The organism is Sphingobacterium humi (assembly GCF_009768885.1).
Classification (GTDB): Bacteria; Bacteroidota; Bacteroidia; order Sphingobacteriales; family Sphingobacteriaceae; genus Sphingobacterium; species Sphingobacterium humi.
Window position 1 is genome coordinate 1 of the sequence record NZ_WSQA01000018.1, and the last position, 15,932, is coordinate 15,932.

The 15,932-nt window shown below is 41.4% G+C and carries 13 protein-coding genes; 7 read left to right on the forward strand and 6 right to left on the reverse strand.

The features are described from left to right. Positions 1 to 696 precede the first annotated feature (696 nt). A complete protein-coding gene (gene purH / locus GQF63_RS18125; protein WP_160370665.1) occupies positions 697 to 2,223 on the reverse strand; it encodes a bifunctional phosphoribosylaminoimidazolecarboxamide formyltransferase/IMP cyclohydrolase in 1,527 nt (508 codons plus the stop codon). A 135-nt stretch (positions 2,224 to 2,358) separates the two neighbouring features. Between purH and GQF63_RS18130 the strand changes: the two genes are divergently transcribed. The 3 genes from GQF63_RS18130 (at position 2,359) to GQF63_RS18140 (ending at position 6,728) form a co-directional block, all read left to right on the forward strand. Then, positions 2,359 to 3,537, forward strand: coding sequence for an esterase (locus GQF63_RS18130; RefSeq protein ID WP_160370666.1), 1,179 nt, complete (start codon positions 2,359 to 2,361; stop codon positions 3,535 to 3,537). A gap of 248 nt (positions 3,538 to 3,785) precedes the next feature. Beyond that, on the forward strand, positions 3,786 to 5,246 hold the full coding sequence (locus GQF63_RS18135) for a sulfatase family protein (protein ID WP_160370667.1): 1,461 nt from the start codon (positions 3,786 to 3,788) through the stop codon (positions 5,244 to 5,246). Between the two features lie 3 nt (positions 5,247 to 5,249). Further along, entirely contained in the window at positions 5,250 to 6,728 is a 1,479-nt protein-coding gene (locus GQF63_RS18140) for an arylsulfatase (RefSeq protein ID WP_160370668.1), read from the forward strand. Between the two features lie 63 nt (positions 6,729 to 6,791). Here the strand turns inward: GQF63_RS18140 and purN are convergent, their stop codons facing one another. After that, the gene (gene purN / locus GQF63_RS18145) at positions 6,792 to 7,367 is read right to left on the reverse strand and encodes a phosphoribosylglycinamide formyltransferase (RefSeq protein ID WP_160370669.1); all 576 of its coding nucleotides are present in this window, start codon (positions 7,365 to 7,367) and stop codon (positions 6,792 to 6,794) included. A gap of 140 nt (positions 7,368 to 7,507) precedes the next feature. On the opposite strand from purN, the gene GQF63_RS18150 reads away from it, so the two are divergent. Further along, positions 7,508 to 8,023 (forward strand): TlpA family protein disulfide reductase, encoded by a 516-nt coding sequence (locus GQF63_RS18150; protein WP_160370670.1) that lies wholly within the window; start codon positions 7,508 to 7,510, stop codon positions 8,021 to 8,023. Here GQF63_RS18150 and GQF63_RS18155 read toward each other — a convergent pair. Genes GQF63_RS18155 through GQF63_RS18170 form a run of 4 tightly spaced genes read right to left on the reverse strand, consistent with a single transcriptional unit; the run spans position 8,020 to position 12,147 of the window. Continuing rightward, the gene (locus tag GQF63_RS18155) at positions 8,020 to 9,465 is read right to left on the reverse strand and encodes a serine hydrolase domain-containing protein (protein ID WP_160370671.1); all 1,446 of its coding nucleotides are present in this window, start codon (positions 9,463 to 9,465) and stop codon (positions 8,020 to 8,022) included. The genes GQF63_RS18150 and GQF63_RS18155 overlap by 4 nt on opposite strands. A 20-nt stretch (positions 9,466 to 9,485) precedes the next feature. After that, positions 9,486 to 10,229, reverse strand: a complete 744-nt coding sequence (locus GQF63_RS18160; protein WP_160370672.1) for a LytR/AlgR family response regulator transcription factor — start codon at positions 10,227 to 10,229, stop codon at positions 9,486 to 9,488. Next, positions 10,226 to 11,266 carry a sensor histidine kinase gene (locus tag GQF63_RS18165; protein WP_160370673.1) on the reverse strand — a complete coding sequence of 347 codons (1,041 nt, stop codon included), beginning with the start codon at positions 11,264 to 11,266 and terminating at the stop codon, positions 10,226 to 10,228. The genes GQF63_RS18160 and GQF63_RS18165 overlap by 4 nt, the downstream gene beginning before the upstream one ends. Before the next feature lie 8 nt (positions 11,267 to 11,274). Continuing rightward, positions 11,275 to 12,147: a LiaF transmembrane domain-containing protein gene (locus tag GQF63_RS18170; protein WP_160370674.1), complete on the reverse strand. Its 873-nt coding sequence runs from the start codon at positions 12,145 to 12,147 to the stop codon at positions 11,275 to 11,277. A 270-nt stretch (positions 12,148 to 12,417) separates the two neighbouring features. Here GQF63_RS18170 and GQF63_RS18175 point away from each other — a divergent pair, with 270 nt between their 5' ends. The 3 genes from GQF63_RS18175 (at position 12,418) to GQF63_RS18185 (ending at position 15,926) form a co-directional block, all read left to right on the forward strand. Further along, positions 12,418 to 12,756, forward strand: coding sequence for a DUF3276 family protein (locus GQF63_RS18175; protein ID WP_160370675.1), 339 nt, complete (start codon positions 12,418 to 12,420; stop codon positions 12,754 to 12,756). Between the two features lie 181 nt (positions 12,757 to 12,937). Beyond that, entirely contained in the window at positions 12,938 to 15,058 is a 2,121-nt protein-coding gene (locus GQF63_RS18180) for a S9 family peptidase (RefSeq protein ID WP_160370676.1), read from the forward strand. A 79-nt stretch (positions 15,059 to 15,137) separates the two neighbouring features. Next, positions 15,138 to 15,926, forward strand: coding sequence for a hypothetical protein (locus tag GQF63_RS18185; RefSeq protein ID WP_160370677.1), 789 nt, complete (start codon positions 15,138 to 15,140; stop codon positions 15,924 to 15,926). Positions 15,927 to 15,932: the final 6 nt, after the last annotated feature.

Genomic DNA, 15,932 nt, shown 5'->3' on the forward strand with positions numbered 1-15,932 from the left:
AAGGATCTTTAGGCTATCACTATGAACAGCTTGTCCTCCTGTTTTACGTTTCTTCTCCGGATTTCTCATAACTATTAAAGTTAATTCTTAATGTCCGCTTTTTGTAAACCATTTTTAGGAATGGACAGAGATATGAGATATGAGATATGAGATGTGAGATGTGAGATGGGTGGGCTGCTGTCATCGTTTTGTTATCGTTTTGTCATCGTTTTGTCATGGTGAGCGGAGTCGAACCACGAACCACGAACCACGAACGACTGGTACGTCAGTGCAATCAATCATGTTTAGTGTATTGATTGTCAACGCTTTGCAAAGTGTGTCATTGGTAACGGTGTAAGCAAATAAAGCAGTTGTACGTCGGTGTATAAAGTGATTAGCTTTGCTTTTGCAAAATAGTTATCACAGTAAAATGCTCTATTTTTTAGGTAAAAGAAAATGGCAACCTGTAAAGATTGCCATTTTTATTATTTGAGTGCTGTTAAAGCTATTTGTTAATGTATTGACGTACCAGTCGTTCGACTCCGCTACCAATGACATATTATTAAGGAGTGTTCGTAGTAAGCTTGTTATGCATGATGGTTTGCACTGACGTACCAGTCGTTCGACTCCGCTCACGATGACAAAACCATGACAGCACGGGCCAAAATGATGACAGCACGCTCTAAATACTAACTACTCCATACTAACTACTACGAATTAATGCTTAAAATGTCTCACACCCGTCGTTACCATGGCTACTTTCTTTTCGTTGGCCATATCGATTGATAACTGATCTTTAATAGATCCTCCGGGTTGTAATACGGCTGCTACGCCGGCGTCTCCAGCGATTTCAACACAGTCTGGGAATGGGAAGAAGGCGTCGGAAGCCATGACGCTACCTTTTACGTCAAAACCAAAAGATTGTGCTTTTTCGATGGCTTGTTTCAAGGCATCTACACGGGAGGTTTGACCTACTCCTGATGCGATTAGCGTGCCGTTTTTTGCAAATACGATGGTATTTGATTTGGTATGTTTAACAATTTTGTTGGCGAAGTAAAGATCTTTCAATTGCTCGGCGGTAGGTTGTACATCTGTTACGGCATTCATTTGATCTGGACCTTCAACGGTATTGTCTTTATCTTGTAGAATGACCCCGTTCAATAAAGTTTTGAATTGCTGGGTTGGCAAAACCACTTCTTTGCGACGTAAGATAATACGGTTTTTCTTTGCTGTTAGAATTTCTAAAGCATCTGCGCTGTAAGAAGGAGCAATTAATACTTCGAAGAATAAGTTGTTGATTTCTGCAGCTGTTGCTTGATCTACCTCGCGGTTACAGATAAGCACACCACCGAAAGCAGATACAGGATCGCAGGCTAAGGCCGCATCCCAGGCATCTTTGATGGAATCGCGAGAGGCAACACCACAAGCGTTTGTATGTTTTAAGATGGCGAATGTAGGCTCTTCGAACTCGTCGATAATGGCTACAGCAGCATCTACGTCAACCAGGTTATTGTACGAAAGCTCTTTACCATTCAACTTATCGAACATAGCGTCTAAGTTACCGTAGAATACCCCTTGTTGGTGTGGGTTTTCGCCGTAACGTAAAGTTTGCGCTTGTTGTTCAGATTGTTTGAAAACCGCTAAAGGCTCTTCTTGGTTGAAGTAGTTGAAGATGGCCGTATCGTAGTGAGAAGAAGTGTTGAAGGCACGTTTCGCGAAGGATTTACGTTGCTCCAAGGAAGTTGCTCCTTCTTGGTTTTTCAAGATTTCTTCTAACTCTTGGTAATCATTTTTTGAAGAGATGATTACGACGTCGTTGAAGTTCTTGGCTGCGGCACGAATTAAAGAAATGCCACCGATATCGATTTTCTCGATGATATCTTGCTCAGCAGCACCTGAAGCTACGGTTTCTTCGAATGGATATAAATCAACAATTACTAAGTCGATTTCTGGAATATCATACTGTTCCAATTGTTTTTTGTCATCAGCCAATGGGCGACGGGAAAGGATTCCGCCGAACACATTAGGGTGTAGCGTTTTTACGCGTCCACCAAGGATGGAAGGGTAACCGGTTAGGTCTTCAACACGTTCAACAGGGATGTCTAGATCGCGGATAAAGGCTTCTGTACCACCGGTTGAATAAAATGTAACACCGTACTGATGTAATAATTGAATTAAGGGCGCAAGGTTATCTTTATAATATACGGAAACCAATGCATTTTTAATCTTAACAGGATGATTCATTGTATTTTGTTTGGAGCCGCAAAGATAAAGATTTTAATATATTTTTCGCGAATATTATCATAATAATAAAGCTTGCTGGAATCCATTATCATTTTTATTATCTTTAAGGAAGATTCATTTCAACCCCGCTAACCAATGAAACGTAGCTTTTTAATCCTCTTTAGCCTGTTGTTTAGTTTTGTTTGCCCTGTTTGTTTTGGGCAGGAGAATATTGCTAAACGGCCGGAGCAGCTTTTGTCGCCTGAAGTGAAGGCCGATAATACGGTTGTTTTTCGATTATATGCACCCGAGGCAAAGTCTGTTGCCTTACTTGGCAATTGGATGGATGCAAATAGCCCGGGGGGCAATAAGCGGGAGATGGAGAAAGGCGCGAATGGGGTTTGGACGGTAGAACAGCCCGCTATGGCGCGTGATCTGTTTATTTATAATTTCTTGTTGGATGGGGTGCGCATCAGCGACCCGTTGAATGTGTATCAGATTCGCGATGTGGGCAATATCTTCAATTATTTTATTACCCATGGCGGGCAGGCGGAGCTGTATAAAAATCATGTTGTTCCACACGGAACCTTAAGTAAGCGCTGGTATGCTTCAAGCTTAAATGCAGCCGAGCGTAGATTGAGCGTGTATACGCCACCCGGCTATGAAGCGGGGAAGCAGAAATACCCGGTATTGTACCTTTTACATGGCATGGGTGGCGATGAGGAGGCTTGGCCAACCCTGGGTAGGGTTTGTCAGATTATGGATAACCTGATTGCTGCTGGTCGCATCGTACCGATGATTGTGGTGATGCCGAATGGGCATACAGCCAATAGCGCGGCGCCGGGCTATTCAGAAAGAGGGGAATATCCGGTGACTTTCGCCAGTCCCGATGTCGGATCTGGTGCCATGGAATCTACGTTTATGGAAGTTGTAGCCTTTACGGAGAAGAATTACCGCGTGAAGAAGGATAAGAAACACCGGGCCATTGCAGGCTTGTCGATGGGCGGATCGCATAGTTTGTTTATTGCGGCAGCAAATGCAGGAACTTTCGATTATGTGGGTTTATTCTCCGCTGCCTTTCGCATCAATGATAAAATAAAACAAGCGGTTTACGATGATTTCCCGGCAAACTTACAGCGCCAAAAGGAGAAAGGATATCGCTTGTACTGGATAGGTATGGGGAAAACGGATTTTTTATACCAAGTGGGGGCCGACTATAGAAAGCGATTGGATGAGATGGGCATGAGCTACAGCTATTATGAGTCGGAAGGCGGCCATACCTGGTCGAACTGGCGGGATTATCTGGTTAAGTTTTCCGAGCAATTGTTTCGGTAGTTTTGATACTGGGGAAAACTGATTATATTTGGGCTTAACCTTATAATAAAACTAATCCATTTAAAATTGGGAGCGTTTATTTAAGCAGCATGTTTTTGTAAATGCTTAGTTCAATGGTTGTTAAAAATCCATTTGTCATCAGGTCTTCGTAAGATGTTAACTACCTGTGGTAAAACCTTAATGGAATTATATTAGAAGCGCTTATCGCTTAAGTAAACTTAAACCTACAAATACTCAAAAATAATACCATGAAAAAAATAATTATTCTATTAATTACTTCTGTTATCGGGGTTCATTTCTCTTTTGCCCAGCAGCAGAAACCAAATATTATCATTGTGTTTATGGATGATATGGGCTATGGCGATGTATCCGTAAATGGCGCCTTGGATTACCATACACCTATATTAGACAAGATGGCCGCCCAAGGGATTCGCTTTACGAATTTCTTAACACCACAGGCAACCTGTACGGCATCTCGCTCGGCCTTATTGACGGGAAACTATCCCAACAGAATGAATATGTTTGGTGCTTTTGGGCCGAATGCGAAAATGGGGCTCAATCCGCAGGAGGTAACCATTGCGGAAATGCTGAAGGAATTTGGCTACCAAACGCACATGATTGGTAAATGGCATTTAGGCAACGAACCTGAGTTTTTGCCGACCAAACAAGGTTTCGATAGCTATGTAGGTTTGCCTTATTCGAATGATATGTGGCCGGTAGAATATGATGGTACTCCTGCCAAGGCCGGTGGTCGGGTAGCGCATTACCCGGTTTTACCTTTATTATCCATCAACAAGAACCAGCAAATACCGGATACCTTAAGGAAAATTCAAACGTTGAAAGATCAAGCCAGTCTTACCGGTACTTATACCAAGGATGCGGTTCGATTTATCAAGGAAAATAAGAAAAAACCTTTCTTTCTATACCTCGCCCATAGCATGACCCATGTGCCTATTGCGGCCTCTGCTGCCTTTGCAGGGAAATCTAAACAAGGTGAATTTGGCGATGTGATGATGGAAATCGACTGGTCTATGGGTCAATTGTTTAAAACGCTGAAGGAAAACAAGCTGGATAAAAATACACTGGTTATTTTTACCAGTGATAATGGTCCTTGGTTAAACTTTGGCAATCATAATGGCAATGCAGCGGGTTTTCGGGAAGGAAAAGGAACCAGCTGGGAGGGCGGTACCCGCATTCCATGTTTTATCAGCTGGCCTGCGGTTATTAAAGAAGGTCGGGTGGTCAATCAGTTGAGCAGTTCCATGGATATATTCGCCACCATTGCTGATGTGCTTGGCTATAAATCGCACCCCTACCAAATTGATGGCATTAGTTTTCTGCCTTACTTGAAGAAACATACCGATGAAACCCTACGTCGTGAGTTTTATTACTATTACAATCGGAACGACCTGGAGGCGGTGCGTCTGGATCAATGGAAGTTAGTGCTTCCGCACAATTATCGTTCATACGAAGGCGTAGCGCCGGGGGATGATGGGCAGGGTGGGCCTTATGCGAAAGGACAACAGCGAGAAATGGCTTTATATGACTTACGTCGGGATCCGGGAGAACGTTATAATGTTATTGCGCAATATCCGGAGAAAAAGGCAGAGCTGTTGAAATTAGCTGAAAAAGCGCGTCAGGATCTGGGCGATAATTTAACCAATCAGGAAGGGGCTAATCGTAGGCCTATTGGAAAACTTAAGGATTAACCGATGCAAAAAATAGCAATTTTAATGGCTGTTTTCGGGCTACTAGGCGGAATGCTCAAGGCACAGGAAAAGCCTAATATTATTTATATCTATGCGGATGATTTGGGTTATGGTGAATTGGGGCCTTATGGTCAAAAGATAATCAAAACACCGCATTTAGATAAGATGGCCAAGGAGGGGATGAAATTTACCCAACACTACACCTCAACACCGGTTTGTGCGCCGGCAAGGGCAATGCTCCTGACCGGAAAACATGGGGGCCAAAGTTACATTCGTGGGAATTATGAAATGGGTGGTTTTAAGGATGAGGAGGAAGGCGGACAAATGCCTTTGCCTGAAGGAACCTATACCCTGGCGCATATGTTGAAAAATGTAGGCTATACCACAGGTATTACAGGGAAGTGGGGCTTGGGTATGCATTTTACAAGTGGTAATCCGAATAAGCATGGCTTTGACTATGCCTATGGCTACCTGGATCAGAAACAAGCACATAATTATTACCCGACCCATTTATGGGAGAACGGTAAATGGGATAGCCTGGATAATAAAGCCATGAATGTGCATGTGCGTTTGCAAGAGCATGAAGCCACAGATGCCGCCTTTAACCAATTTAAAGGGAAGGAAAATGCCATTGATAAAATGACCGAAAAAGCCTTAGCCTTTATAAAGGATAATAAAGAAGGACCATTTTTCTTATATGTTCCTTATACGCTTCCGCATGTGGGGCTACAAGCTCCAGATCGTTGGATAGACCATTACAGAGCCGTATTTAAGGACGAGAAGCCTTATTTAGGCACGCAGGGCTATAATCCTCAAAAATATCCGTTGGCCACCTATGCGGCCATGATTAGCTTCTTGGATGAACAAGTGGGCCTATTGATGCAAGAGCTAAAGCAGCTGGGACTGGATAAAAACACCATCGTGATGTTTTCTTCTGATAATGGTCCTATCTTTAATGGAGGTGTGCGTGCTGATGTGTTTGAAAGTACAGCGGGCTACCGTGGCTTAAAGATGGATGTCTTTGAAGGAGGAATTCGCGTTCCTTTTATTGCGCGTTGGCCGCAGCATATTCCTGCCGGACAAACCACGGAATTGCCTTCGGTGCAATATGATTTAATGGCGACCTTAGCGGAGCTGACGGGAGGAAAGATTAACCAAACGGATGGTACTTCTTTTTTACCGACGCTTTTGGGTAAACCTGGGGAGCAGCATGCGCGGGAGTTTATGTATTTTGAATACCCGGAAAAAGGAGGGCAAATTGCTATCCGCGTGCAAGATTGGAAAGGCGTAAAAATTGGCGTGAAGCAAAACAAGGAAGTGCCTTGGCAATTGTTCGATCTAAAAAACGATCCGAAAGAAAGTCGGGATGTAGCCAAGCAGCATCCGGAAATCATCCAGAAACTCGATGCTATTTTAGCTAGGGAACATCAAAACGCACATATTAAAGAATGGGAGTTTATCAATAATAAAATGCCTGAATAAACGGCCTTAAAACAAGAAACGGCTATAGGGATACTATAACCGTTTCTTGTTTTATATCGTATCTTAATTATACTTTTTCAGTAAATTTTCAATGACTTTCGGGTAGTGTAAATGCTCCAATTGTTGGCCATTAAATTTAATGATTTCTAAGGTGTCGCCAGGTTCCACACGGAACTTCGCCTGATAGATCACTTCCCCTTCATCGAAATGCTCGTTTACAAAGTGGATGGTAATGCCATGTTCTTCCTCGCCAGCTTCCAATACTGCTTTATGCACTTTATCGCCATACATGCCTTTGCCACCAAACTTTGGAAGCAGGGCAGGGTGGATATTGATAATTTTGTTAGGGAATGCCTTCAATAAGTTATCGGGCACCAACCATAAGAAACCGGCAAGCACGACAATGTCAATCTCCAAGCGTTTCAATAGATTGACTACGTCGTCGGTTTGGTAGAAGTCGTGTTTATCAAAAACATGTGTTGGGATTTCGAAATTATCAGCCCGTTGTAAGACATAGGCTTCGGGGTTATTACTTAAAACTAAGGCTACTTCGGCGCTATCTGAATATTTGAAATGCTCCATGATTTTTTGAGCATTTGAACCAGAACCGGAAGCAAAAATAGCGATGCGTTTTCTCACAATGTTTTCTATATTGATAAATAAAATAAATGAATAGCCATCCAAATATAAAGGTTTTTTTGTAAAGAAGGGTTAAAAAGGGGGTAGTTTGCTTGGAATTCAGTAGATTTAGAAAGGTTTTTAGCTGAATTTACGATTTTATGAATAAAGTATTTGCCCTTCTCGCCCTATTGATGTTCTCCTGTTTGAGCCTGATGGCTCAGGTTCCGAAAGAACTGCCTGCTTTTGCCAAGATGGTTAACCTGAAAGATGGAACGCCTTTTAGCTCGGATTCCCTACGAACAGAAGGCCCAAATGTGCTGGTTTTGTATGACCCGGGTTGTGGCCATTGCCAAGAGTTAGGGTCAGAAATTGCTGCCGCCTTAGGGAATGTGGATAAAAAAATACACTTCTATTTTATCGCTTTACAAGGCAACCCCGAGGTGGAGGGCTATATCAATATGTTTGCAAAGGGCTTAAAAAATAACCCTCAAGTTCATTTTATTCATGATCCTGAGGGTCAGTTTATTTTGAGCTTTAATCCGAGTAATTTCCCTTTCACTTACATCTATGATGGGAAAACCAAGCAAAAGCTTCAACATTTTAATGGGGAGAGCAAATTTAAAAAACTTGCTCCTTTTTTAGAGGTAAAAGAACCCGCAGTTAGGCCCCTCTAGTCTTTTGTTTTCAACACTTTCTCCAGCAGCTTCACGCCAATAGATTCACAGCTTAAGGCTGAGTTGGATAAAACTATGACCACTGATTTTTCATCAGGAACTATGGCTATAAAACTCGATGAACCACCTGTTCCACCGCTGTGGTGGAAATAGATTTGATCTTCTACCATATTCATGTGCCAAGCCAAACCGATGTCGGTATTGGGTGGGTTGAAATAGGTGAATTGTAAGGTCTGTGCCATCGCACGTTGTATGTCTGTTTCCGGGAATTTTAACTGGGCAATGCTATAACGTAGCAGGTCGTCCATGGATGTTTTAATAGCACCCGCACCAGCCATGGCTTGAAAGTTCCAGAAAGGGACTTCCTTTCCGGTTTTATCATGCGGTTTCGCGATGTTTTTATTTTTAGGATCTATTTTATCGGAGGAAGCCGTCATTTCCAATGGGGTAAACAACTGCTCTTTCATCACCTGCATGAAAGGTTTTTTATAGATGATGCTGATCAATTCGCCTAATAGTCCAAACCCTAAATTGCTGTACTCGTAGGCAGTTTCAGGTTCGCGGTTAAGTTTAGCGTCTTTTAAATAGCTGAATAAGGCCTTACGATCGTATATAGCATATGGGTCAGCATCTTTAAACTTAGGCATTTTACCGATGTTTCCAGGAAGTCTTGGTAGACCGGAGGTATGGTTGGCCAACATTTTAAAGGTAATTTTCTGGATATCCGGATTTTGTGCGACCGAGTCTGGTAAAAACTTAGCGATAGAATCATCCAATGCAATGGTACCTTTGTTAACCAACTCGGCCAACAGCGTGGCGGTCATGGTTTTGCTGATGGACCCTATTTCATAAATGGTATTCCCATCGGGTAAAGTGCCATTGCCCGGTGCTGTTTCGCCATAGAAAAAGCTGTTTAATTTATTCTTATGGATGACAGCTACGGCCAGCGATTGTGCATGTTGCTGTTGCACATAGGTGCGCGCTAAGGAGTCAATAAAAAAGTCAAGTGGATTCTTTGTTTCTACTTTAGCTAACACTTCCTCCTTTGGCTTTAGGTTTACTTGTTTCGCCTCAATGGCCTGGAACAATAAACCTGTATACTGCATGTTAGCGTCTATGCTTAGCACCATACCGAGGTCGGTACTTTCGAAACTTAAGCGATATAGAGCTGCCCCTTTGCTGAATTTTTCGACATTGGAGTTTTTGATTTTTCCTAAGGCATACAGATTGGTTAAGCTGCTGCTTAAATTTTCCTTACTGATGGCTTCCTGAAAAGAAGGAGCTGCCATGGCATAGATGGAGTCGGTTTGCTGCGTATTGAGAAAGAATTCTAATTTGTTAAATACAGCTTTATTGCGTTGTTCCTCTTCCGATTGTGCGAAACTATTCGTCGTAAACACAAAGATGGCAACTGAGAGGATGCTTAAATTTTTAAAAATCATTTTCAAAAATACAAAACTAATTACAAACCAATAACCTGTTTCAAACGGGCATATCCGGATTTGGAGATGTTGACTTTTCCACCGCTGCTTAAGGTGGCGATGTAACTGTCTTTTTCCATCGGTTCTATCTTTTGCAGTAATTCTACGCGAACAATAAAGGAACGGTGAACGCGGACAAACTGCTTGTTGTCAAGCTGTTTCTCGAAGGAACTCATGGTTTTGTTTTTCAAATACATGCCATCGTTGGTATGGATCTTCACATAATCGTCGTAAGCTTCCAGGTAGTTGATCTGTTGAACAGGAATAATTTTGATCTGTGATCCTGTTTTTACGACAATTCGCTCTAAGGACTCCTCTTCGGCGAGGGATTCCTGCAATTTCTCGGTATCTAGTTTTGGTTGGGTATTCGATTGAAAGGCCGACTTGAACTTATCGATGGCTTTTTCAAAACGATCAGGGCGGATAGGCTTTAACAAATAGTCAATGGCATTTTTCTCGAAAGCCTTTAAAGCATATTCATCAAAAGCTGTTGTGAAAATAATATGCGGGTGGCTATCGAGTAATTCTAGCATTTCAAAGCCCGTAAGTTTGGGCATTTGTATATCTAAGAAGATCAGATCAGGCTGGTGTTGCTGTATGGCTTTCACCCCTTCAAACCCATCGTTGCATTCGGCTAAAACCTGGAATTCAGGATGCTGTTGTAAATATTCCAAGACCATGCTGCGTGCTAGGGGTTCATCATCGATGAGGATCGTCTTTATCATGATTGTGGTATTCTTAATGTGGAAATAAATATGTGTTCGTGTGTTTCTGTTTGTAAAAGGTCGGTGCGGCTAAATAACAGGTACAAGCGTCGTTGTATGCTAGATAAACCAAAACCTGTCCCTTTTTTCTGTTCGGTTTGATCCGTCTCAAAGGGGTTGCTGATTTTGATGGTCAGCATTTGCTCGTCTAAAGTTAATTGTATTTTTATTAAAACTTCCTCTGTTACGTTATATAATCCGAATTTTATGGCATTTTCTACTAAAGGCTGTAGAATCATAACGGGGATTTTGCTGCTTAATACATAGTCATCAAATTCAAACTCTGTGGATAAGCGATGACCGAAACGAACCTTTTCGATATCTAAGTATAGCTTCAGGTGATTGATCTCTTCTTCCACCGTGGTAAATTGCTTCTCATCTTTACGCATAGTGCCCCTGAGAAAGTCGGATAATTGAAAGACCATATTGCGGGCTTCATTAGGTTTGCTACCTATGAGGGCAATAATGGAGTTTAAACTGTTGAATAGGAAATGGGGCTGAAGCTGTTGCCTTAAATTGTAAAGCTCTGCATCGCGGACCATCCGCTCACTTTCATCTTTGCGACGTTTGTTTTCCAATAGCTCCTCCTGTATGTTCCAAAAGATATTGATGATCATGACGCAGGTGATAATCAAGAAATTTATTACAAACCGGAAGGGTAGACTGAACGTGAGGTAAATAAGATCCTCATTCGGTAGGAATTGGATAATGAGAAAACGCGTAATCAGGATACTGATCAACGTATAAATGGCTGCAATGGAAAATAGCTTCCAGATGTTTTTGTTGTTAGGCAAATAGTACTGCAAGGAGCTATAGACCAAGTAGGTGATGCCCGTAATGGTTAAAGCACTAATGATAGCATCATACAGTGCAGCATCTTTGGCCACCTTAGACCACCATAATAAGCTGTAAACTATCAAAAAGTATAAAACACAAATAATCCAAGAGGAAGCATGGATTACAGATCGTTTACTTTGTTCGTTAAGTGGCTTTCGCATATAGGCTGTTAGCTATTTTTTATGGTTAATCCACCGAAGATTGACGTTCCGGTAATATAGATCTTCTTATTCTCATCCGTGGTTACTTCCATAATAGGTCTGCGGTCATCCAGTTCGCCAAATACAGAGGCCACATTGGAGGATACACGCCAGTTGGTAGGAACGATGATTTTAGTGCTTCCGAACAGTTGAAAGGTGTCAATAACAACAGGTTGCTTTAAGTCCGCCTGTAGGAAATTCAAATTGGTACTGCCGAATATGCTGGTGATATTGCCTCCCAAGAAGTTCTTGCTTAAGATGACCTTCTTGGTGTCGGAAAAGAAGTTGTCGACTTTCAGGTAGTTCTCAAAATCGGGTTGGTAATTACGGAATCCAGTATTCTTATGCTCATTGCTAGTCGAATGAGCATAAGAATCGTTGTTTGCATTGTTGTTGTCGTTGTTATTATTTTCGGCGCTCGGCTCACCATAGCCTACGCGTTTGTCCCAATCGTACTCATCATCTTGTGGTGAGGTAGGGGGCAATTTTGGGGTAGTTCTGTTGCGGTTGATCAGGTAAAACCCGAGGATAATAGCTGCAACCGGAATAATAAAGCGACCCATGGAAAGATTCAGCTCGTTCTTTAAGAGGAAGATACTTCCGATGGCAATTAAGATCACGGAAGATTTCTTTTCGAATTTTGAGTTTACCCCGATTACTAAGCCGATAATAATAAGGATTGTTTCCCAACCGAAGAGCCATGATGGGAATAGGTTGCCCATGTTCATGTTCTTGAATAGAATGGCCAGTCCGAAGAAAACGATCAATACCCCGGCCATGGTAGACGAGCGATTGTTTCTTGGTGGTTTTTCAGTGTTGTTGTTAGCCTGTTGGTTGTTCATAGCGTTGCGTCATTTAATTAAGTATGCCCAAAAGTAGAGCGAATATAAGGATATGGCCATAGCTACTAGGTCTTCGGGGCATTTTTTTCGGTGAATGCACAGAAAAAATCGGTGAATTACTTTTTGTTTGCTTCCTAAGCTTTACAGGCTAGGCGATTAGCACTATAATATAATAATATTTTTTTTTAATAAAATTTGGATGATTGATTTTAATTATTATATATTTATAACTGAAAATAGAGGGTTAAACTTAAATTTTATACTAATCTAATGGGAGATTTTGATAACAAAGAGCGTGAAGAGGTATTTTCAAAAAAGGTGAGAGCAGGTAAGCGTACTTATTTTTTTGATGTAAAAGCAACCCGCTCCAACGATTATTACGTGACAATTACGGAAAGCAAGAAACGCTTTGAGGACGGACAATTCATTAAACACAAGATTTTCTTGTATAAGGAAGATTTTGAGAAGTTTGCTGAAGGATTGCAAGATGTGGTAGAATATATCAAAGCAAACCAAGAAGTAGTAGAGAAAAGATACGAACCTAACCAAGACGATTCTAATTTTGAAAACAACGGTCAATTAGTACAAAAGGACGATTTTTCGTACTAAGAAACCTGGAAACGAAATATGAGCCACTGTTGAAGTGGCTTTTTTTTATCGCGGTATTTTACCTATTTAGACCAATTATTAGCGTATTTTTCTTTCAACTAAAGAAGTTACAGCGAAAAAGAATAAGAACGATTTGTTTTTCTTAATTTCGGAACTTCACTACGTTAAATAAACATTTTTTATGAACAGACTTTTACCTGTTGCTTATGTGGCCTTATTGTTTTTGACAGTAGATGCTGCCACTGCGCAAACTAAAAAATTGTCTTTTGAACAATCTTGGGGGCAGCAAGCTTCCTTAACAAAGCCTATCAGTTCGTTTCGCGACTGGGCTGATGCCTCACATTATATTGAAAGTAGCCAAGGCAAGCTTTACCAAGTCCATATTAAAACTGGCGAAAAGCAAGCGTTTAGCTATCCTACCAATTCATCTACGACGGTTTTTGTAAAAGATAAGGATGTATTCATCAAATATCCGGATGCTGCAGCCAAGCAATTGACGCAGTCGCCGGAAGTGGATGAACAAAACCCTACGCTTTCACCCGATGGGAAATATGTTGCTTTCACACGCAAAAGTAACCTGTATAGCATTGAAGTGGCTACCGGAAAAGAAGTGCAGTATACCAACGATGGCACAGACGTAATCTATAATGGTTGGTCCTCATGGGTATATTATGAAGAAATTCTAGGTAGACCTACCAATTATAAAGCATTTTGGTGGTCGCCAGATAGCAAGGGAATTGCTTTTATGCGTTTTGATGATACCCAAGTGCCGATGTTCCCGATTTATGTTTCGAAAGGACAACACGGTTATTTGGAGGAAACTCGCTATCCGAAAGCTGGGGATCCTAACCCGGAAGTAAAGGTTGGTTTTGTGAAAGTTGAGGGCTCGCCTGTGGTATGGGCAGCTTTTAACGAGAAAGATGATCAATACTTTGGAGAACCGTATTGGAGTTACGATAGCAAGTCGATTATGGTTCAATGGATGAACCGTGATCAGACGAACTTGAAATTCTATGCTGTAAATCCGAAAGATGGCAGCAAAAAAGAAATCTATAACGAAGAGCAAAACTCTTGGATTAACCTAGATCACGCTGAACGTATTACCTACTTAGCCGATAATAAGCATTACATCTTAAAGTCAGATAAAACGGGATGGGCACATTATTACCTGTATACCTTGGATGGTAAATTGGTAAATCCAATGACAGCCGGCGATTGGCAGGTTACTGAAATTAAACACATCGATGAAAAAGGAAAGGTGCTTTATTTTACCGCTAGAAAGGAAAACTCGGCAACCGTAGATCTTTACCGTGTTAATTTCAATGGTAAAAACCTTAAGCGTTTGACCTTTGGTGACTATACTCACGATGTGGTGGTCGCTCCGGATGGAAAACACTTTATTACAACCTATTCCAATATCCATACGCCTTTTAAAGTGGCCTTAGTGGATAATAATGGGAAAGTAATGAAGGAATTGGCCGACAGTAAATCAGAGAACTTCGATAGTTATAAGGTTGGAAAACGGGAGTATTTCACCATTCCTTCAGAAGATGGTAAATTTAACCTACCTGTCATCATTACCTATCCTACAGATTTCGACGAGTCTAAACCTTACCCGGTTATCATGAGTATTTATGGTGGGCCAGATGCAGGTACGGTTCGGAATACATGGAAAGGTATAAATGGACAATACTGGGCTAATGAAGGTGTTGTTCAAATTGAATGTGACCATCGCGCGTCCGGACATTTTGGTAAGCAGGGTGTCGCATGGATGCACCGTAATTTAGGTAACTGGGAGTTGGTCGATTACATTACTATTGCGAAATGGTTGAAAGCTAAGCCCTGGGTGGCCAAAGATAAACTGTTGATTACCGGACATAGCTACGGAGGCTACATGACTTGCCTGGCCTTGACCAAAGGTGCTGATTATTTCGATTACGGAATTGCAGGCGCCCCAGTAACCGGTTGGGAACTCTATGATACTCATTATACCGAACGTTGGATGGATACACCACAGGATAATCCGGAAGGCTATAAAAACGGATCGATCTTAAGTTATGTAGATCAATATAAAGGTACCTTACGCATTATGCATGGTGATTTGGATGATAACGTGCATATGCAGAACACCATTCAACTGGTGGATGCCTTGACCGATCGCTCGGTTCCTTTCGAACTGATGATCTATCCGGGAAGTCGTCATGGTTTTGGACGCTCTAAGCAAGCTTATGACTTTAAGGAACGCGTAAGATTCTATTACCAATATCTATTAGAAAAGCCTGTTCCAGAGGCTATGAAATAAACAAAAGGCTAAGAGAAATCTTAGCCCTTTTTATTGCTTCCACCAAAAAAATTATCATCTTTGCAGTAATACAATAGCCATGCTTAATTTTCTCAAAGACATTACTTTCAAAGCGAATGAAGTATTTTTTAGGGCGATCGATATTTTAATGCGTAATTATATTTCGATAGCCGGATTATGCTTTCTACTTTTCATTACGTCTAATCTTTCCACCTTCCTCGCGCTTTATCTTGATGGTACCAGTCTGTTTATTAAAGTAGTTTTGCTTTTAGCCTTTGTGGGCTTGTACTTTAGCTTGCAGCTCGTGTTGCTGAAGAATGCTATTACGCTGGCGAAAGGGGAGAAAAGCCCCGGCTTTTGGGGCTATGTGCCGTCCTTTTCGCAATTCGCCAATTACATCTTTGGCTTGATATTGTACAGCTTAATTACTTTGCTGGTCTATTCCATTATGTATGTGTTGTGCTTCCCATTATTGTTCTTGGGCATAAGCATGGATACCGTACGTTATGAAGTGCATCCCTTCCTAACGGGTGTAGTGATGTTGTTTATTTTAATTCGTACCACCTTTTATCCATTCTTCATTATCGAGAATGGCTTTAATACCATCCGATCTTATAAATTCAGTTTAGCAATGACCAAGGGGAATGTGATGCGCCTATTGGTGATTATATTGGTTATTGCCTCCACGCATTTGATGCAACTGGGAGCTGAATATTTTGGGTATATGCTGGTGTCAAAGATCCTAAGCTTAGTGAATTCGTTTATTATTATCCCTGTGGTGAGTGTGGTCATGTCTGTGGTATACATCGATATGATGAAAGCCTATAAAGGCGGTTCTGACCCCTCAGTAATGGATAATATTATTTAACTTACC